At 64.6% G+C, this 18489-nt stretch carries 15 protein-coding genes; 9 read left to right on the forward strand and 6 right to left on the reverse strand.

The annotated features are described in order from the left end of the window. Nucleotides 1–3: 3 nt before the first annotated feature. A complete protein-coding gene (locus ABIC76_RS01130) occupies nt 4–1899 on the reverse strand; it encodes a potassium transporter Kup (protein ID WP_027679025.1) in 1896 nt (631 codons plus the stop codon). A gap of 350 nt (nt 1900–2249) precedes the next feature. Between ABIC76_RS01130 and ABIC76_RS01135 the strand changes: the two genes are divergently transcribed. Together ABIC76_RS01135 and ABIC76_RS01140 are read left to right on the forward strand one after the other, a co-directional pair. After that, a complete protein-coding gene (locus ABIC76_RS01135; protein WP_027679026.1) occupies nt 2250–2453 on the forward strand; it encodes a cold-shock protein in 204 nt (67 codons plus the stop codon). A gap of 177 nt (nt 2454–2630) precedes the next feature. Beyond that, nucleotides 2631–2837 (forward strand): cold-shock protein, encoded by a 207-nt coding sequence (locus ABIC76_RS01140; protein ID WP_024978714.1) that lies wholly within the window; start codon nt 2631–2633, stop codon nt 2835–2837. A gap of 76 nt (nt 2838–2913) precedes the next feature. On the opposite strand, the gene ABIC76_RS01145 is transcribed toward ABIC76_RS01140, so the two are convergent. Both ABIC76_RS01145 and aptA read right to left on the reverse strand, forming a co-directional pair. Continuing rightward, nucleotides 2914–4437 (reverse strand): CoA-acylating methylmalonate-semialdehyde dehydrogenase, encoded by a 1524-nt coding sequence (locus ABIC76_RS01145; protein WP_354532693.1) that lies wholly within the window; start codon nt 4435–4437, stop codon nt 2914–2916. 1 nt (nt 4438) lies between these two features. Beyond that, nucleotides 4439–5776 (reverse strand): omega-aminotransferase AptA, encoded by a 1338-nt coding sequence (aptA, locus tag ABIC76_RS01150; RefSeq protein ID WP_316891207.1) that lies wholly within the window; start codon nt 5774–5776, stop codon nt 4439–4441. A 155-nt stretch (nt 5777–5931) separates the two neighbouring features. Between aptA and ABIC76_RS01155 the strand changes: the two genes are divergently transcribed. The 4 genes from ABIC76_RS01155 (at nt 5932) to ABIC76_RS01170 (ending at nt 10401) form a co-directional block, all read left to right on the forward strand. Further along, nucleotides 5932–7335 carry an aminotransferase-like domain-containing protein gene (locus ABIC76_RS01155; protein WP_316898115.1) on the forward strand — a complete coding sequence of 468 codons (1404 nt, stop codon included), beginning with the start codon at nt 5932–5934 and terminating at the stop codon, nt 7333–7335. 194 nt (nt 7336–7529) lie between these two features. Then, a complete protein-coding gene (locus ABIC76_RS01160) occupies nt 7530–8273 on the forward strand; it encodes an acetoacetate decarboxylase (protein ID WP_354532694.1) in 744 nt (247 codons plus the stop codon). Nucleotides 8274–8320: 47 nt separating this feature from the next. Continuing rightward, complete coding sequence (locus ABIC76_RS01165) at nt 8321–9106, forward strand: 3-hydroxybutyrate dehydrogenase (RefSeq protein ID WP_045220069.1); 786 nt, start codon at nt 8321–8323, stop codon at nt 9104–9106. 32 nt (nt 9107–9138) lie between these two features. Next, nucleotides 9139–10401, forward strand: coding sequence for a DUF3734 domain-containing protein (locus ABIC76_RS01170; protein ID WP_102066315.1), 1263 nt, complete (start codon nt 9139–9141; stop codon nt 10399–10401). A gap of 6 nt (nt 10402–10407) precedes the next feature. Here ABIC76_RS01170 and ABIC76_RS01175 read toward each other — a convergent pair whose 3' ends face one another. Both ABIC76_RS01175 and ABIC76_RS01180 read right to left on the reverse strand, forming a co-directional pair. Continuing rightward, nucleotides 10408–12519 carry a cation:proton antiporter gene (locus ABIC76_RS01175; RefSeq protein ID WP_102066361.1) on the reverse strand — a complete coding sequence of 704 codons (2112 nt, stop codon included), beginning with the start codon at nt 12517–12519 and terminating at the stop codon, nt 10408–10410. After that, entirely contained in the window at nt 12516–13592 is a 1077-nt protein-coding gene (locus tag ABIC76_RS01180) for an oxidoreductase (RefSeq protein ID WP_102066314.1), read from the reverse strand. The genes ABIC76_RS01175 and ABIC76_RS01180 overlap by 4 nt, the downstream gene beginning before the upstream one ends. 268 nt (nt 13593–13860) lie before the next feature. Between ABIC76_RS01180 and ABIC76_RS01185 the strand changes: the two genes are divergently transcribed. Genes ABIC76_RS01185 through speG form a run of 3 tightly spaced genes read left to right on the forward strand, consistent with a single transcriptional unit; the run spans nt 13861 to nt 17744 of the window. Further along, nucleotides 13861–15981 carry a TonB-dependent receptor gene (locus tag ABIC76_RS01185; protein WP_102066313.1) on the forward strand — a complete coding sequence of 707 codons (2121 nt, stop codon included), beginning with the start codon at nt 13861–13863 and terminating at the stop codon, nt 15979–15981. A 22-nt stretch (nt 15982–16003) separates the two neighbouring features. Then, entirely contained in the window at nt 16004–17146 is a 1143-nt protein-coding gene (locus ABIC76_RS01190; protein ID WP_102066312.1) for a PepSY-associated TM helix domain-containing protein, read from the forward strand. A gap of 55 nt (nt 17147–17201) precedes the next feature. Further along, a complete protein-coding gene (gene speG, locus ABIC76_RS01195) occupies nt 17202–17744 on the forward strand; it encodes a spermidine N1-acetyltransferase (protein ID WP_102066311.1) in 543 nt (180 codons plus the stop codon). A gap of 17 nt (nt 17745–17761) precedes the next feature. On the opposite strand, the gene ABIC76_RS01200 is transcribed toward speG, so the two are convergent. Then, nucleotides 17762–18478 carry an ArsR/SmtB family transcription factor gene (locus ABIC76_RS01200; protein ID WP_354532695.1) on the reverse strand — a complete coding sequence of 239 codons (717 nt, stop codon included), beginning with the start codon at nt 18476–18478 and terminating at the stop codon, nt 17762–17764. Nucleotides 18479–18489: the final 11 nt, after the last annotated feature.

The raw sequence follows: 18489 nt of genomic DNA on the forward strand, positions 1-18489 counted from the left end.
CCGCTAAATCTCCACCTTGCTCCCCAACTCAACCAGCCGGTTGGCAGGAATCCGGAAGAAGTCCGACGGCTTGGCGCTGTTGTGCTGCATCCAGGCAAACAGCGACTCGCGCCACATCGCCATCCCAGGCAGCGGCGACGGCACCACCGTGGCGCGCGTAATGAAGAAGGATGTTTCCATATCTTCAAAAACGATGCCCAGACGCTCACCCACGCTGCGCACGATCTCGTCCACGGCGGGGGTTTCCTTGAAGCCGAAATCCACCACTGCGGTGTGGATGTCGTCGCCAATGGTTTTGATGACGAGGCGCTTAGCGGGGTCCACATACGGCACGGCCAGCGTGCGGAAGTGGATGAACAGCACGCGCTTGTGCAGCACGTGGTTGTGCTTGAGGTTGTGCAGCAACGCCAACGGTACAAACTCGATGCTTGGCGTGAGATACACGGCCGTGCCGTCCACACGATACGGTGGATGACGCAGCAGCCCTTCCATGAACGGCTCGAGCGGAATGCCGCCCTCGACATTGCGCGCCTTCAGCAGTTGCGTGCCGGTGTGCCACGTCACCATCAGGAAGAAGATCAAGCCGCCCAGCAGCAGCGGGAACCAGCCACCCGCGGCAATCTTGAGCAGGTTGGCGGAGAAGAACGACAGATCCACCGCCAGGAACACCGCGCCGATGCAGGCCACCAGTGACAGGCGCCACTTCCAGGCGTTGCGCATGACCACCGTCACCAACCCGGTCGTCAGCACCATGGTGGTCGTCACCGCAATACCGTAGGCGGCCGCCAGGTTGTCGGACTTGCCAAAAGCCAGCACCACGGCCACCACCAGCACGAGGAGCATGTAGTTGACCACCGGCACGTAGATCTGGCCGATTTCCACATCCGACGTGTAGAGAATCTTCATGCGCGGCGCATAGCCCAGATGCACCGCCTGCGCCGTCATCGAAAAAGCGCCCGAGATGACAGCCTGAGACGCAATGACGGTAGCCGCCGTGGCCAGCACCACCATCGGGCCAACAGCCCAGTTCGGCATCAACAGGAAGAACGGGTTCTGCACGGCGCTCGGCTCACGCAGCAGCAAGGCGCCCTGGCCGAAGTAATTCAGCAGCAGGCACGGCATGGCAATGTAGAACCACGCATAGCGGATGGGGCGGGCGCCGAAGTGGCCCATGTCGGCATACAGCGCCTCGGCGCCGGTCAGTGCCAGAAACACCGAGCCGAACACGATGAACGCCAGCACGGTATGCCGGAATCCGAATTCGATGGCGTACAGGGGGCTGAGGGCCACCAAGATCTGCGGCGACTTCACCACGGAGGCCAGCCCGATCAGCCCCAGCAGCACGAACCAGATCACCATGATCGGCCCGAACAGGCGCCCCACCACGTGCGTGCCCTGCTTTTGGATGAGGAACAAGGCGATCAGCACAATCAGCGCCAGCGGCAAGACCCATGTCTGCAGCGCGGGCGCCATGATCTCCATGCCCTCAATGGCGGAGAGCACGGAAATGGCCGGTGTAATGACGGCATCCCCGTAGAACATCGCGGCGCCCAGCAGGCCCAGCAGCATCAACGTGCGCGTAAACCGGGCGCTGCCGCTGCTTGCGCGCATGGCCAGCGCCGTCAGCGCGAGGATGCCACCTTCGCCGTTGTTGTCCGCCCGCATGACGAACAACACGTATTTGACCGACACCACCAGCGTCATCGCCCAGAACAGCATCGACAGGATGCCGAAGACGGTCTGGTCGGAAAACGGTACCCCATGCTCGGGGTTGAAGCATTCCTTCAGGGCATACAGGGGGCTGGTGCCGATGTCCCCGAAGACCACGCCGATCGCGCCCACCATGGTGGCCATCAACGCGGGATTTTTCTTGGTGTGACTGGCTGCGGCTGTCGTCATGGGTAGGCTGCGACTGGAACGACGGGGGCGCACGCAATTTTCGTGCACCTCTGCGGCACCGGTTTTGCTGCGGGCCCCGAGTGCGGCAGAAGCCACTAAAGCTTAGGTGAAAACGCCCGGTTTTGCGCGGGTGTTTGCACCGATGGCAAGACCGCGCCAACCCTGATGCAGCCCCGAAAACAGCGGCTGCGGCCGCTCCAAACGGAAACCTTAAAAAAACAGACTTTGACGGGGCGACGCGCCAAGCATATATTCACCAAACGATCGTTTGGCCGGTTCGGCCGGGTCTGCCTGCTGTGTTTGTATTTGGCCGGCGGCCGATCGATTTCTCAACTTCACGACTCAAAATCATGGCTACTGGTACCGTCAAGTGGTTCAACGACGCAAAGGGTTTCGGCTTCATTACCCCGGATGATGGCGGCGAAGACCTTTTCGCTCATTTCTCCGCAATCAATGCCGCAGGCTTCAAAAGCCTGAAGGAAGGTCAGAAGGTGTCGTTCGAAGTCACGCAAGGCCCGAAGGGCAAGCAAGCTTCGAACATCGTGCCCCAGTAACACGGAGCACGCGGGCGCGGTAGCCCGGTTTTGGCTTGCCGCGCGAGGTTTCCTCGCGCGTGTATTGGCCGGGATATTCCGCCAGGCAGGTTGTTTCAGTACGTGTTTGCCATCAAGCAGTCGGATGGCCGCCGGAAGCGGTGGCCTGGTTTGACGAACCCCTTTTGGGAGCATGCAATGGCCAGCCGAATTGAAGAGAACGCCGTTCAATATGATCCGCCCGCCGGGGCAGCTGCAGAAATGCATGCTGCCCCGAGTTTTATTCGGGATTCGGAGATCCAGTTTTCGCGCTCGCAGACATTCCACGAGGGCCAGCGCGTCAGCTTCGATGTAGAGATCGGGCCCGATGGCGAACTCATCGCCGTCAACATCAAACCAATATGACACGCCGGTTTCACCTCGGCATGTTCAAACGATAAAGGGAGGCATTGCCTCCCTTTCTCATGAGCGATACGTCGGCTTACTTGGCTGTCGGCATCACGAATTCAGCGCCCTTGGCGATCGAATCCGGCCAGCGTTGCATCACGCTCTTGTAGCGCGTGTAGAAACGCACACCTTCTTCGCCATAGGCATGGTGGTCTCCGAACAGCGAGCGTTTCCAGCCGCCAAAGCTGTGCCACGCCATCGGCACCGGAATCGGCACGTTGATGCCGACCATGCCCACCTGGATCTGCCGCGCAAATGCACGCGCCACGCCGCCATCGGTCGTGTAGCACGACACGCCGTTGCCGAACTCGTGGGCATTGATCAGCTTCACCGCCTCGGCAAGATCGTGCACCCGCACCACCGAAAGCACGGGCCCGAAGATCTCTTCCTTGTAGATCGTCATCTCGGGCTTGACGTGGTCGAACAACGTGCCGCCCGTGAAGAAGCCTTCGGCGTGGCCGTCGACCGTGTGGCCGCGGCCGTCCACCACCAGCTCGGCACCCTCTTCCACGCCCTTGGCGATATAGCCTTCCACCTTGGCCTTATGGGCAGCCGTGACAAGCGGACCCATTTCGCTGTCGGCCTGCATGCCGTTGCCGATCTTGAGTGCGCGGGCGCGTTCGGCGAGGCGCGGGACCAGCTTGTCGGCCACGTCACCCACCGCCACGGCCACGGAAATCGCCATGCAACGCTCGCCGGCCGAACCGTAGCCGGCGCCGATCAGCGCATCGACGGCCTGGTCGAGATCCGCATCCGGCATGACGACGAGGTGATTCTTTGCACCGCCCAAGGCTTGCACGCGCTTGCCGCGCTTGGTGCCCTCGGCGTAGATGTATTCGGCGATGGGCGTGCTGCCGACGAACGAGACGGCCTGCACATCCGGATGCTCGAGCAGCGCATCGACGGCATCCTTGCCGCCCTGCACGACGTTGAACACGCCGTCGGGCAGGCCCGCCTGCTTGAGCAGGTCGGCAATCATCAGGCTGGGGGTCGGGTCACGTTCGCTCGGCTTGAGGATGAACGTGTTGCCGCACGCCAGCGCCACGGGCGCCATCCACATCGGCACCATGAACGGGAAGTTGAACGGCGTGATGCCGGCCACCACGCCCAGCGGCTGGCGCAGGTTCCAGTTGTCGATGCCGCCGCCGATGTTGTCGGTGAAATCGGTCTTGAGCAGGTTCGGAATGCCGCAGGCAAATTCCACCACTTCAATGCCGCGCGTGACTTCGCCCTTGGCGTCGGAGAACACCTTGCCGTGCTCGCGCGTGATGGCGGCCGCCAGGGCATCCTGGTTTTGATCGAGCAGTTCCTTGAACTTGAAGAGAACGCGCGAACGCTTGAGCGGCGAGGTCTCGGCCCAGTCGGCGGCGGCTGCGTGGGCAGCGGCCACGGCGGCGTCGACCTCGGATTTGCCGCCCAGCAGCACCTGCGCGCTCACGGCGCCCGTCGCGGGGTTGAACACATCGGCGGTGCGCGTGCCGCTGCCGGCATGGCGTTGCCCGCCGATGTAATGGCTGACGACGGAATCCGTCACGGCAGGATCAATCGGTCGGTTCATTTCAGGCTACCTCTTGCAGAACGGTACGAACGGTGTCGAAGATGCGCGCGATCTGCGCTTCTTCGATGATGAGCGGCGGCGAGAACGCCAGGATGTCGCCGGTGTAGCGCACCAGCACCCCGCGCTCCAGGCATTTCAGGAAGACTTCGTAAGCGCGCGCGCCCACGGCGCCGGGGCGCGATTCCAGTTCGATGCCGGCCACGAGGCCCAGGTTGCGGATGTCCTTCACGTGCGGCGCGCCCTTGACCGAATGCGCTGCCGCTTCGAACGCCGGCGACAGCGAACGCGCACGCTCGAACAGCCCTTCGCTGCGATACAGATCGAGTGCTGCCACCGCGGCGGCGGCGGCCAGCGGGTGCGCTGAATACGTATAGCCGTGGAACAGTTCGATCGCGCCCGGCGCACCGGCGTCGACGACGGTGTCGTGCACCGACTGGCGCACGGCCACGGCGCCCATCGGCACAGCGGCGTTGTTGATGCCCTTGGCCATCGTCAGCAGGTCGGGCGTCACGCCAAAGAACTCTGCCGCCGTTGCGGCGCCCAGGCGGCCAAAACCGGTAATGACCTCATCGAAAATCAGCAGGATGCCGTGCTTGTCGCACAGCGCGCGCAGACGCTCCAGATAGCCCTTGGGCGGCACCAGCACACCCGTGGAACCCGCCAGCGGCTCGACGATGACGGCGGCGATGGTCGATGCGTCATGCAGCGTGACAAGTCGCTCCAGCTCGTCGGCCAGATGCTCGCCCCAGGCCGGTTGGCCCTTGGAAAACGCGTTGTGCTCCGGCGCATGCGTATGCGGCAGGTGATCAACGCCGGGAATCAGGTTGGCCGAGAACGCCTTGCGGTTCGGCGAGATGCCGCCCACCGAGATGCCGCCGAAACCCACACCGTGGTAACCGCGCTCGCGGCCAATCAGGCGTGTGCGCTGTCCTTCGCCCCGTGCGCGGTGGTAGGCCAGCGCAATCTTGAGCGCCGTATCCACCGCTTCCGACCCCGAGTTGACGAAGAAGATGCGGTTCAGACCTTCCGGCATGATCTCGGCCACTTTTTCTGCCGCACGGAAGGCCATCGGGTGGCCCATCTGGAAGGTGGGCGCGTAGTCCAGCGTGCTCGCCTGCGCGGTGATGGCCTCGACGATTTCCTTGCGGCTGTGCCCGGCGTTCACGCACCAGAGGCCCGCCGTGCCGTCGAGCACTTCACGGCCGTCGGCGTCGCGGTAATACATGCCCTGGGCCGACGTCAGCAGGCGCGGCGCAGCCTTGTACTGACGGTTGGCCGTGAACGGCATCCAGAAGTAGGACAGATCGGTGGTTTCCAGCGGGTGCGGTGCGGGTTTCATCGGCGGCTCCGAAAAAACAGCGGAAGGGGAACGGACTGGCAAGCCAGCAATTGAAGCAAACTGTACAGAGTCATACGCAACGCGGACATGCACAGATGGCGGTTCTATAAGAAACTGTATAGGCGCCCACCACCCGCTTCGTGCCGCATCGCAACATGCAACTCGAACTCGATCCTTCTCATCCCCAGCGTACGTTGGTCGACCAGATCGTCCAAGGCATTCGTGCGGCGGTGGACAGCCATACCTTGCTGCCCGGCACTCGGCTGCCCTCCGTGCGCAAGTTGGCGCAGGCCCACGATGTGAGCACCTTTACGGTGGCGGAGGCCTACACCCGGCTGGCGGCGCTGGGCGCCATCGTCGCGCGGCCGCGTTCGGGCTACCTGGTGGCGGCTCGTACACCGGCCCAACCGGCTTCCGTGGCCCCACGCTGGGAGCCCCCGACGCTCAACGCGGCGTGGCTGCTGTCGGATGTCTTTGCCGATCGCTCCATCGCCATCAAGCCAGGCTGCGGCTGGCTGCCGAACGACTGGCTGGACGAGCGCGGTGTGCAGGAAGCCATGCGCGCGGTGAGCCGTGTGTCGGCGTTGCGGGTGGCGGGCTACGGACATCCGTGGGGCTATGCGCCGTTGGGCGACTACGTTGCGCAGTCGCTGGCGCTGCGCGGGCTGCCGGTGGAACGCTCGCAAGTGCTGCTGACCAGCGGCGCGACGCAGGCGCTCGACCTGATCGTCCGCACGTTGTTCAAAGCGGGCGACGTCGTCGCGGTGGATGATCCGGGCTACTGCAACGTGCTCCAGGTGCTCAAGCTGGCCGGCCTGCGCGTGGTCGGCGTGCCGCGCACGCCGGATGGACTCGACACCGTGGCGCTGGAAAACATCCTGCGCGCCGACGACGCCGACCGGCCGCGCGCCCTTTTCACCAGCTCCGTGCTGCAGAATCCCACCGGCTCCTCGATGACGGCGCAGAACGCCTATCGCGTGCTGCAACTCGCAGAGCAACACGGCCTTTGGATCGTCGAAGACGACTTGCACCGCGAACTGGCCGACCCCGCCGCGCCGATGCTGGCTGCGCTCGACGGCCTGCGCCGCACGCTCTACGTGAGCGGCTTTTCCAAGACGATCTCGCCCTCATTGCGCGCGGGCTATGTGGTGGCCGACGCCGCCATCACGCGCGAACTGGCGCGCACGAAGATGGCCGTGGCGCTCACCTCCTCTGAAATTACGGAGCGCATCGTGCATGCGTTCGTCACCCGCCCCGTCTATGCCGAACACGTGGCGCGACTGATTGCGCGGCTGGGCGAAGCCCACACACGTGTCGAAACCCTCATGCGCCAACATGGTGCCGAGCCGTTCGATACACCGGGGCGCGGTCTCTTCCTGTGGGCGCGCTTGCCAGGCCACGCAGATGCCGCGGCGCTCGCCAATCAGGCCATCGAGCACAACATCTGGCTCGCGCCGGGCCAATACTTCCGGCCGCATGACGAGCCGAGCCCGTGGTTGCGCTTCAACGTGGCGTACTCCGCCGAACCGGCGCTCTGGGAATTCCTCTCGCACGCCTGACAGGCGCAAGCTGCATGCGGCGCAATGACGTATTGCATGCAATCAATCACGTGGCCGGCACTCAAACGTGAACTTCGCTGGAACGGAACGTCGCGGCGTCACAGAAGCGCGACACGATGCGCTGTCGCCTACCGTTCTCCTGCGCTGTACCGATTCCCAACGCCACCTGCAGCCCAACCTGCACAAGGAGTGCCATGGACATCAAGACCGTCCGCGAAACCGCCTTCGCGATGCCGTTGACGAGCCCCGCGTACCCGCCCGGCCCGTACCGCTTCATCCATCGCGAATTCTTCATCATCACGTACCGCACCGATCCGGCCAAGCTGCGCGCCATGGTGCCCGAGCCGCTGGAAGTGCCCGAACCGCTCGTCGCCTACGAGTTCATCCGCATGGCCGATTCCACCGGCTTTGGCGATTACACCGAAAGCGGCCAGGTCATCCCCGTCACCTACGAAGGCAAGCCGGGCACGTACACGCTGGCGATGTACCTGGACGACCATCCGCCCCTGGCCGGCGGCCGTGAAATGTGGGGCTTCCCGAAGAAGCTCGCCTCGCCCAGATTGGTGACCGACAAGGACACGCTGATCGGCACGCTCGACTACGGCCCCGTGCGCGTAGCAACTGGCACCATGGGCTACAAGCACCGCGAGCTGGATCTGGCCGAACAGAAACGCCGCCTGGAGCGCCCGAACTTCCTGTTGAAGATCATTCCGCACGTGGACGGCAAAACCGCGCGCATCTGCGAGCTGTCGCGCAACTACATGATCGACATCGACATGAAAGGTGCGTGGACCGGCCCCGCATCGCTGGAACTGGCGCACCATGCGCTGGCGCCCGTGGCCGAACTGCCCGTGCTGGAGATTGTCGAAGCGCGGCACATCATTGCAGACCTGACCCTCGGCATGGGCGAAGTCGTGTTCGATTACCTGGCGAAGTAACGCCTGCCCAACGCCATTCCTTTCCCGCCAACCCTCGGAGTACACACATGTCTGATTTGAAAGGCAAAGTCGCCGTCGTCACGGGTGCCGCCAGCGGCATCGGCAAGCAGATCGCTCTCACGCTCGCTGGTTCGGGCGCGGCCATCGCCATCGTTGACCTGAACGAAGACGGCGCCAAGGCCGTCGCCAAGGAGATCACCGATGCCGGCGGCAAGGCTATCGGCCTGCGCATGGACGTGACCGACGAACAAGCGGTCGACAGCGGCATCGACCGCGTGGCCGAAGAACTCGGCTCGGTCGACATCCTCGTCTCGAACGCCGGCATCCAGATCGTCAACCCGTTCGTGAGTTATTCGTTTGCCGACTGGAAGAAGATGCAGGCCATCCACGTCGATGGCGCGTTCCTGACCACGCGTGCAGCGCTGCGCCACATGTACAAGGACGACCGCGGCGGCGTGGTGATCTACATGGGCTCGGTGCACTCGCACGAGGGCTCGCCGCTCAAGTCGGCCTACGTGGCGGCCAAGCATGCTCTGCTTGGCCTGAACAAGGTGCTGGCCAAGGAAGGTGCCGCGCATAACGTGCGTTCGCATGTGGTGTGCCCCGGTTTTGTGCGCACGCCGCTGGTCGAAAAGCAGATTCCCGAGCAAGCAAAGGAACTCGGCATCAGCGAAGAGGATGTCGTGAAAAAGGTCATGCTCGGTGATACCGTGGACGGCGTCTTCACCACCGTGGAAGACGTGGCCGAGACGGTGCGCTTCCTGGCCACGTTCCCGAGTGCCGCGCTGACCGGGCAATCGTTCGTGGTGAGCCACGGCTGGTTCATGCAGTAAATCTAAGCACCCGCAAGGAGGTTGGAGGAGATATGCCCGCACCCAAACTACGCGTGGCCGCAAGCAAGCGGCCCACGCCGGCAGAGTCGTCACGCCCCGCAGATGCGCCGCTCACTACAGCGCAGCGCATCGTGCTTCCCGAATACGAAAACATCGCGCTGGTGCTGCAAGGCGGCGGCGCGCTGGGCTCGTACCAGGCGGGCGTATTCGAAGGGCTGGACGAAGCCGGCATCGTGCCGAACTGGATTGCGGGCATCTCCATCGGGGCGCTGAATACGGCCATCATTGCAGGCAACGCGCCCAAGCATCGGCGAGAGAAGCTGCGCGAGTTCTGGCAGATCATCACGCAACCGACGTTCTCGCCGCCGCTGCCCGACATCCTGGAGAACGCCTGGTTTGACGGCAACGCGCATCTGCGCAAATGGCTGACAGCCATGCAGGCCGCCGACACCCTGCTTGAAGGCCAGCGCGGCTTTTTCACGCCGCGCTTTCCGGCACCGCTGCCGGCCAACGAGGTCGACCCGCTCGAAGCCAGCTACTACGACACAACGCCGCTCAAAGCGACGCTGGAACGCCTGTGCGATTTCGACCGCATCAACGACGGGGGCATCCGCGTATCGGTGGGCGCAGTGAATGTCCGCACCGGCAACCTGGAAGCGTTCGACAACACCGAGCGCCGGCTGACCGCCGAGCACTTCATGGCATCAGGCGCGCTGCCGCCGGGCTTTCCGCCCGTGCTGATCGACGGCGAGTACTACTGGGACGGCGGTGTCGTCTCCAACACGCCGCTGTCGTATGTGCTGGGCTCCAAGCCACGCCGCGACACGCTGGTGTTTCAGGTGGACCTCTGGAGCGCGCTGGGGCCCGTGCCCAATACGATGATCGGCGTGGCCAGCCGGCAGAAGGACTTGCAGTATTCCAGCCGAACGCGGCTCATTACCGACTGGATGGAGCGGTCGCAATCCACACGCCGACTGATGCGCAAGCTGCTCGATCATCTGCCGCCCAAGGAATTCGAGCGCACGCAGTGGTACAAGCACGCGCAGGAAATGGCCTGCACCAAGCGCTACAACGTCTTCCACCTCATCTACGCGGCCAAGGAACACGAAGGCCCCGGCAAGGACATCCAGTTCGGGCCGTCGACCATGCGCGACCACTGGGCTTCGGGCCTCGCGGACATTCGCGAATCGCTCTCGCACCCGGAGTGGTTGGAGATGCCCGATAACGACACGGGCTTCGTCACGCACGACATTCACCGCCACCCGAGCGTCGAGCGCGAAGACAAGCGGCTTTGATGCACGCTACTGCGCTGCGTCCGCCGCACGCAGCGCAGTCGACAGCGGCGGCCGCGGCAGCGCGGCCGTCCAGGCACGTCGGATCACCGCACTGATCTGCTTGTAGACCTCTTTCGAGATCACGGTTTCGGCCAGCATCGTGTCGATCTTGCTCTGGCCGATGTACAGCGCGAACAGCACCAGCAGACGTTTTTCCAGCGCGGCGCTGTAGTCGCCAAACTTCTCGCGCAGCTCGGCCAGGCCCTCTTCCGCAGCCTCGATCCGGGCGATCAACACGCCGTCGAGCAGGTCTGCCATGCGTTCGCCGAGCACCGGTTGCAACGAGGCGCGGTTGTACGCGCGCAAGCGCTCGAGCACCGTCTGGCGGCAAATGAGCAACTCAAAGCGATCGGCCAGCGCGTTAGCCAGCGGCCGGTCGATATGCGCCACGCGGTGCAGCCACACCGCAAAACGGTAGCCTGCATTCTTGGCCAGGATGCGCCGCGATGCGCGCTTGTAACCCAGCCGCCCCTCCGTGCGGGCCGCGTCGATCATGTCGGCGGTGTTGCGCATCATGGCGTCGAGGTTGCGGATCGAGACGAGGCCGTTGCCGTACTCGGGAATCAGTTCGCGCTCCCGCGTGGCGAGCGAAACGAGGCCGATGGTCAGGCGCTCACGTTCGGACAGCGCTTCTTCCAGGTTCAGCTCCAGCGCGCCGGCCGCGACCTCCCGCCGATACACCTCCGCCGCCTGATCGGTCGCGCCCGACGTGAAATGAAAATGCCCACCGATGCGGCGCATGGTCGATTCCACTTCTTCCGTCGACATGTTCAGCGCCTGCCCTTGCAACGCCTGCTCTTGTGGCGACAACTGATCCAGCCCCAACTGCCGCATCACCCAGCGCAAGGTCGCGCCGTTGAAGAGCACGCTCACCAGCACAAAGCCGGTAGCGAGGATGGTGACGAAATGACGATCGGCCTCGTGCACGGCCTGGTTTTCAGCCACCCCCAAGGCCAGCACCAGCGTGACGGCGCCACGCAGGCCGCCCCACGCAATCGCGAGCTTGTACGCATGACTGACCGGCGCGGAGAGCTTGAGCCACGCCAGCGCGGGCAGCAGGCCAAACAGCACGACAAGGCGCGCCGCCAGTGCCGCCAGCACGATCACCGCGAGCCACAGCGCGTCTTTCCACACCACGCCGTGCAGCAGTTCCGGCACGCGCACCGCCGCCAACAGAAAGACGACCGCCCCAGCCAGCGCCGCAATCTGCTCCCAAATCAATTGCAGATGCGACCAGTTGCGCGGCGTCAGGCGCGTGCGGCCCAGCGCGCCGATCACCAGCCCCGCACACACCACCGACACCACGCCCGACACGCCTAGCATGTTTTCCGCCACGAGATACAGCGGATACGGGAGCGCGAGCGTCCACGCGGCTTCGGCCTGGGCGATGCCGCGCAGCGCCGGCAGCAGGAATGCAGCGATGCGCCCCGCAATCAAACCGAACACCACGCCGCCACCAAACGCCCTGGCCAGCTCACGCAAGCCGCCGCCGATGGAGGCATCGCCGCCGTGCCCCGTCAACATGGCAAGCAGCACGCCCATGATCGCAATGGCGGCCGCATCGTTCAGCAGCGCCTCGCCTTCCACCAGGCGGATCAGCCGCGCCGGTGCGCCCACATCGCGAAACACCGCAATCACGGCGGACGGATCGGTCGTGGCGATCATCGCGCCGAGCAGCAGGCACGTGACGATGCCAAACGGCGTGACGGCGGCCGCTGCGAGTCCGATCACGCCCGTCGCGACCACCACGGCCACGATGGCCAACATCAGAATCGGCGCGGCATCCGGCGCCATGCTGCGCACATCGACCGACAGCGCCGCCTGAAACAACAGCGGTGGCAGGAACAACCACAGGTAAGCCTCCGCCGGCCAACTCGGATCGACGAGCGGCGCGAAGAACGTGGTGGCAAAGGCGGGCGCGCTGCTGCGCAAGATCACATAGGCACCACCGATACCGATGCCCGCCAGCGCCAGCAACGTCGATTCCGGCAACGTCAGGCGCGAGGCCAGCATCTGCACCAGCGCCACCACCGCCAGCAGACCGCCCGCCACCAGCAACAGGATCACGACGCCGTTCACGAGGCGGTCTCCCGCGCGGCGCGCCAATCCGCGCGTTCGGCATCGGTCAGGTCCGGCGCGACGGCCGTGCCGGTTTCGGCGGCGGCCACGGCGGCTTCGAGCACGGCCATGACGGCCACGGCCTGCACGGGCGGGACAGGATTTACGCGCTCGCCGAGGATGGCGTCGCGCACAGCGGCGTAGTACGCGCCCTGATCGCCAGCAGGCGTTGCGACGGGGGTTTCGGCGGATGTTGCGCCGTCGATGAGCAGGCCCGCGTCGTCGTCGGCGCCCCAACCTTGCGCGCCGGGTTGCATGCCGGCCAGCAGTTGCGCTTCCTGCTGATCCATCCGGCGCTTGATGAACGAACCGCGCGTGCCGTGGACGACCCAGCGCGGCGCGCCGCCTGCCACCAGCATGCTCGCGTGAAGGATGGCCCGGCGCTCGCCCATTTCCAGGACGACATGCGCCCAGTCAGGCGTCTCTGCGCCCGGCCGCTGCCGTGCGAACGAAGCGCTTACCGCATCCGGCAGGCCCAGCAGTTGCAGCGCCTGGTCGACCAGGTGCGGACCGAGATCAAACCAGATGCCGGTGCCCTGCCCCGCCTGCTCCCGCCAGCGTGCACGTACCTGCGGGCGATAGCGGTCGAAATGCGCCTCGATGTGCATAGCCTCGCCAATGGCGCCGCCCGCAATGGCGGCTTGAACGGCGAGGAAATCGCTATCCCAGCGGCGGTTCTGAAACACCGACAGCATGCGCCCCGTCTCCCGCGCCACCCGCGCCAGATGCCGCGCCTCTGCCAGGGTGACGGTAAACGGCTTGTCCACGACGACATGTTTGCCGGCGCGCAACGCAGCTTCCGCCAACGGCGCGTGGCGGTCATTTGGCGCGGCGATGACGACGAGGTCGACATCCGGGTGCGTTGCCGCCATTTCGGGCGCGCAGACCACGGCCTGCGGCCGATCCGCATGCACCGCCTCCGGCCGGTTGGAGCCGATGACCTGCAAATGCAGCCCTGGCGTGGCGTCGATCAATGCAGCGTGAAAGAGCTTGCCCGCATAACCGTAGCCGACCAAAGCGGCGCTCAATGGCATCTGATGTGATGAATGCGACATGTCGAAAAAATGGCAGAAAACTGGCGAGTCAGACGACGGCGCCGCAACTTGGTGCCCAAAACCTTAGGACATTGCATTAAAAAGTTGCTGGACACGCGGCCAGCAAACGTTGCGCATCGTCAAAAGCACGCTTTAACTCTCTTGTAAATAGGAATTGTTCTCATTATTATCTGCGCCTTCACATTCTGAAGGCGCCGCACCTCGGGGGAGGGAGTCGCGCCCTACTTTTCACTTTACGGGAACTGCAATGCCGCCGAAACGTTTGTGCCTGTCTCTGGCCGTCCTTGGAACGCTGCCATTTGCCCATGTGGCAACGGCAGCCGACACCGTTGCCGCAGCCGATGCGGGCACGTTGCCGACGTCCACGGTCAAGGGCACACGCAGCAGCACGAGCTACGACACGCCGATCGCGAACACCGCCACGAAGATTCCCGTGCCGCTGCGCGAGATTCCGCAGTCGGTGAACGTCGTGCCGCGCGCGGTGATTCAGGACCAGGGCGCGCTGTCGATCAACGACACGCTGCGCAACGTGCCTGGCGTGTCGGCCTCGCTGGGCGATGCGCAGCGCGATCAGGTGACCATTCGCGGTTTCTCGTCGATCAACGACCAGTACGTCGACGGCCTGCGCGACGACTCGCTCTACTTCCGCGACCTGTCCAACATCGACCGCATCGAAGTGCTGAAGGGTCCGGCTGCCGTGCTGTACGGGCGCGGTTCGTCCGGCGGCATCATCAACCGCGTGACGAAGAAACCACTGGCCACGCCGCTGGCCGAAGTGGGCGTCGTGGTCGGCACAGAGCGCCAGAAGCGCGCCGAGTTCGACCTGAACACGTCCATCAACGACGACGCCATCCGCGCGCGCATTACCGGTGCGGTTGAAGATTCGGGTGGCTTCCGCAACGACTACTTCCTGCGCCGTCAGGCAATCTCGCCGTCGTTCCTGTTCAACCTGGCGCCCGATACCAAACTGACGGTGCAGTTCGATTACCTGCACGACAAGCGCATCGCTGACCAGGGCGTGCCGTCGTATCGCGGTCGTCCGGTGAACGTTCCCATCGAGACGCGCTACGGCTCGGCCGATGCGGGTGCCGGCAATGTGGAATCCACCGTCAAGAGCGTGACCGGCACGCTGGACCACCGTTTCAACGACAAGTGGTCGTTCCACAGCGTGGTGCGCAACTACGAATACTCGCTCGGCCGCAACAACTACACGACGGTCAGCCGCGTCACCGATGGGCCGATCCCGACTGTCACGCTCGCCGTCAACCAGCGCAACCGCAACGACCGCGGCACGCTGTGGCAGAACGAGCTGACCCAGAAGGCCGAGACCTGGGGCATCCAGCACACGCTGCTGTACGGCATCGAGCTGGGCTATCAGGACAAGAGCGACCGCGTGGCCGCCGCGCCAGGCACCACGACCTACAACCTGTTCAACCCCACGCTGCAGGTGTTGCCGACCGTGCCGGGCAACGCGGTGCCGACCAACTACGGCCTCTCGCACAACGAGACCTATGCAGCGTACGTGCAGGACTTGATCAAGTTTTCGCCGCAATGGACGGTGCTCGCCGGCCTGCGCTACGAAATCCTCAAGCAGAGCCGCGACGACCTGACCCCGCGCAATGTCGATCTGTCACGCACCGACAAGCCGGTCAGCCCGCGCTTCGGCGTTGTGTATCACCCGATCGAGCCGCTCTCGCTGTACGCGTCGTACAGCCGCTCGTTCCAGCCGCTGGCCGATAGCTTCACCTTCTTCCCCAACAGCGGCGCACTGGCTCCGCAATCGACCACGAACTACGAGATCGGTGCCAAGTACGACCTCTCCGCCGGCGCGAGCGTCACGGCCGCGCTGTTCGACATGAAGCAGACCAACCTGACGGCGGCGGATCCGGTCACGCTGCTGGGCGTGCCCATCGGCACCCAGCGCACGCGCGGGCTCGAGCTGTCGTTCACTGGCGAGATCGTGAAGACGTGGTCGCTGATGGCGAGCTATGCGTATCTGAATGGCCGCCTGGAAAACCCGAACGACCGCAGCGGTGGCGTGGCCGTCAACGGCAACCAGCCGTCGCTCACGCCGCGGCATAGCGGCTCGGTGTGGCTCAAGCACGATCTGCCGAACGGCTTCTACGTAGCCGGTGGCGTGCGTGCGGAAGCTGCGCGTTACGCATCGCAGTACAACCTGACGACGCTGCCCGGCTACATGACCGTCGACCTCGGCGCCGGCTATCGCAGCAAGCACCTTGATGTCACGCTGAACCTGCAGAACCTGTTCAACCGCGCCTACTACGTGTCGGCGCATGGCGGCGCGGAGAACTACAACATGCCGGGCGCCCCGCGCATGGCGCTGCTGGGCGTGCGCTACAAGATGTAAGCGTCGAACAGGCGAACGCGCGATGCTGCGACGGGTGCTCTTCCGCTTGCACTGGCTGATCGGGTTGTCAGCCAGCGTGGTGCTGGCCATCGTTGGCGCCACCGGCGCGCTGATGGCCTACGAAGACGAACTGCTGCGCGCGCTCAATCCCGGCGTGCTCACCCTGCCGGCGCGCAGCGGCCCGGCATCCACGCTGCCGCAGGTGGCTGCGCAGGCGCGCGCTGCCATGCCGGATCGCCCCGTCACATTCATCACCGCCGCATCCGACCCCACCCAGCCGTGGCGCGTCTGGTACGCCTGGCCGCCCGGCAAACACGGCGGCAGCGGCCGGGGGGAGCTGCGCTACATCGATGCCGCCACCGGCACGCTGCTGCCGGAAGCGCGCGCACAGCGCTTCTTTGCCACCGTCAAGCTGCTGCATCGAACGCTGCTGGCTGATGAGATCGGCAAGCAGATCGTCGGGGCCAGCACGGTGGGGCTCGTCGTGATGGCGCTGTCGGGGTTGTACCTGCGCTGGCCGCGTCGCGTCACGAACTGGCGAAGCTGGCTCGTGATCCGATGGAGCCGCGCCGGTCGCATCCGCTGGTGGGACGTGCACACCGTCATCGGCACGCTGGTGTTGCCGTTGTATGTGCTCGCCGCCTTCAGCGGCTTGTATTGGGCGTATGACTGGTACCGCGACGGCCTGCAGCGCTTGGCCGGCATGCCGGTTGTCGCCCAGGCAAAACCGGTGGAAGGCGCGCGACAACCGCTCGAAGGTGCGGCATTGGAGCGCACGTGGAACGTTTTCCTGGCCAACGCGTCGAACTACGGAACTGCCACCCTGCGTATTGACGATGCCCGCACGGGCAAGGTCGATATCAACTGGCTGCCGGCCGATGCACCGCATGACCGGGCCTTCAACCGATTGACGCTAGACGCCAGCACCGGCGTCGTCATCCGCAACGAATCCTTCGCCGACAAGCCGCCGATGCAACGCTTGCTGGCAGGCATGTTGCCGCTTCACAATGGACGCTACTTCGGACCGATCGGCGTCGTGCTAGTGTTGATTGGAGCATTGATGCTGCCGGTGTTTGCGGCAACGGGGTGGTGGCTGTATCTCGATCGGCGCCGACGCGCGCAACCGCAGCGCAAACACGCATCCGCAGCGACACGTCCTTGCTGAGAACGCAGGGGCGTCGACGCGATGTCGGGCGCCTCAACACAACAAGGACAACATCATGGTGATCGAAAAATCCCGCGACCTCTGCCTGCGCCCCCTCGAGCGCAACGACCTGCGTTTCGTGCACGAGCTGAACAACGACGCGAAGATCATGCGTTATTGGTTCGAAGAGCCGTACGAAACCTTTACTGAACTCTCGCAACTCTACGACCGCCACGTGCACGACCAGCGCGAGCGCCGCTTCATCTGCGAAAACGATGCCGGCGAAGCCGTGGGTCTGGTCGAGTTGATGGAGTTGAACTACATCCACCGCCGCGGCGAATTCCAGATCATCATCGCGCCCGGCTGGCAAGGTCACGGCTATGCGTCTACCGCGACGCGACTGGCCGTCGACTATGCGTTCATGGTGCTGAATCTGCACAAGCTGTATCTCGTTGTCGACGTGGTGAACGAACGCGCGATCCACGTGTACGAGAAATGCGGCTTCCAGCGCGAAGGCGAGCTGATCGAAGAGTTCTTCAGCAACGGCGCGTATCACAACGCGCTGCGCATGTGCGTGTTCCAGCGCGATTACGTCAAGTCTATCCGCGGCGCCAACTGACGCACAACAGCACAGCCCTACGCCGTGCGCAGCCACGCATGCAATTCGCGCTGCCCAACCTCGGTCATGTTGAGGGCCCGCGAATGCTTTTGCCGCGCCAGCCACCCCAGCGCGATGCAGCGCTCCGCCACGGCGGCCCCGAGCGCGCCTGCCAGATGCGGGCGACGTTCGCTCCAATCCATGCAGCCGTAAGCAAAGCGGCGTCGGCCATTGCGCAGTGCATTCACGTCGACGCCGATGGCGGCCAGCGCCTGCTCACCTTCGGGCGTGACGTCGTAGGCGCCATGCGTTTCATCGAGCTGCGTCAGCCAGCCGCGCGACAGCAATTTCTCCGACACCTCCGTGCCGAGCTGCCCGGCCAGGTGGTCATAGCACAGGCGTGCGGCACGCAGGTTTTCGGGCACGGCTGAGCGCCGCGGGTCCGCCGGTTTTTCAGGTGCGACCACCAGCAGCGATTCGATCATCTCCGCCACCGCCGGAGAGCGCAGCCCGAAGTACTTGTAGCGTCCGCTCGACAACGAGGTGATAAGCGCATCGGCCTCGAGCCGGCGCAAGTGCGCGCTGGCCGTGGCGGGCTCCACACCGGCGCCGTAGGCGAGTTCCTTGGCGGTGAGCGAGCGGCCTTCCATCAACAGCAGCAGCATGCGGATGCGGGTCGGATCGCCAATCGTGGCGGCCACGCGGCCGATGTCCGGCTGGGTTGTCGATGCGGAGGCTGGGGAAGATGCGGTCATGGTTCGATGGA

Origin of the sequence: Ralstonia sp. 1138 (assembly GCF_040544795.1) — a bacterium.
Taxonomy (GTDB): domain Bacteria; phylum Pseudomonadota; class Gammaproteobacteria; order Burkholderiales; family Burkholderiaceae; genus Ralstonia; species Ralstonia flatus.

What these genes read in the sequence shown, in the direction of transcription:
- ABIC76_RS01170 (WP_102066315.1), top strand. Translation starts at nt 9,139, where the DNA reads ATGCCCGCACCCAAACTACGCGTGGCCGCAAGCAAGCGGCCCACGCCG.
- ABIC76_RS01140 (WP_024978714.1), top strand. Translation starts at nt 2,631, where the DNA reads ATGGCCAGCCGAATTGAAGAGAACGCCGTTCAATATGATCCGCCCGCC.
- ABIC76_RS01135 (WP_027679026.1), top strand. Translation starts at nt 2,250, where the DNA reads ATGGCTACTGGTACCGTCAAGTGGTTCAACGACGCAAAGGGTTTCGGC.
- ABIC76_RS01165 (WP_045220069.1), top strand. Translation starts at nt 8,321, where the DNA reads ATGTCTGATTTGAAAGGCAAAGTCGCCGTCGTCACGGGTGCCGCCAGC.
- aptA (WP_316891207.1), bottom strand. Translation starts at nt 5,776, where the DNA reads ATGAAACCCGCACCGCACCCGCTGGAAACCACCGATCTGTCCTACTTC.
- ABIC76_RS01145 (WP_354532693.1), bottom strand. Translation starts at nt 4,437, where the DNA reads ATGAACCGACCGATTGATCCTGCCGTGACGGATTCCGTCGTCAGCCAT.
- ABIC76_RS01130 (WP_027679025.1), bottom strand. Translation starts at nt 1,899, where the DNA reads ATGACGACAGCCGCAGCCAGTCACACCAAGAAAAATCCCGCGTTGATG.
- ABIC76_RS01155 (WP_316898115.1), top strand. Translation starts at nt 5,932, where the DNA reads ATGCAACTCGAACTCGATCCTTCTCATCCCCAGCGTACGTTGGTCGAC.
- ABIC76_RS01190 (WP_102066312.1), top strand. Translation starts at nt 16,004, where the DNA reads ATGCTGCGACGGGTGCTCTTCCGCTTGCACTGGCTGATCGGGTTGTCA.
- ABIC76_RS01200 (WP_354532695.1), bottom strand. Translation starts at nt 18,478, where the DNA reads ATGACCGCATCTTCCCCAGCCTCCGCATCGACAACCCAGCCGGACATC.
- ABIC76_RS01185 (WP_102066313.1), top strand. Translation starts at nt 13,861, where the DNA reads ATGCCGCCGAAACGTTTGTGCCTGTCTCTGGCCGTCCTTGGAACGCTG.
- ABIC76_RS01180 (WP_102066314.1), bottom strand. Translation starts at nt 13,592, where the DNA reads ATGCCATTGAGCGCCGCTTTGGTCGGCTACGGTTATGCGGGCAAGCTC.
- speG (WP_102066311.1), top strand. Translation starts at nt 17,202, where the DNA reads ATGGTGATCGAAAAATCCCGCGACCTCTGCCTGCGCCCCCTCGAGCGC.
- ABIC76_RS01160 (WP_354532694.1), top strand. Translation starts at nt 7,530, where the DNA reads ATGGACATCAAGACCGTCCGCGAAACCGCCTTCGCGATGCCGTTGACG.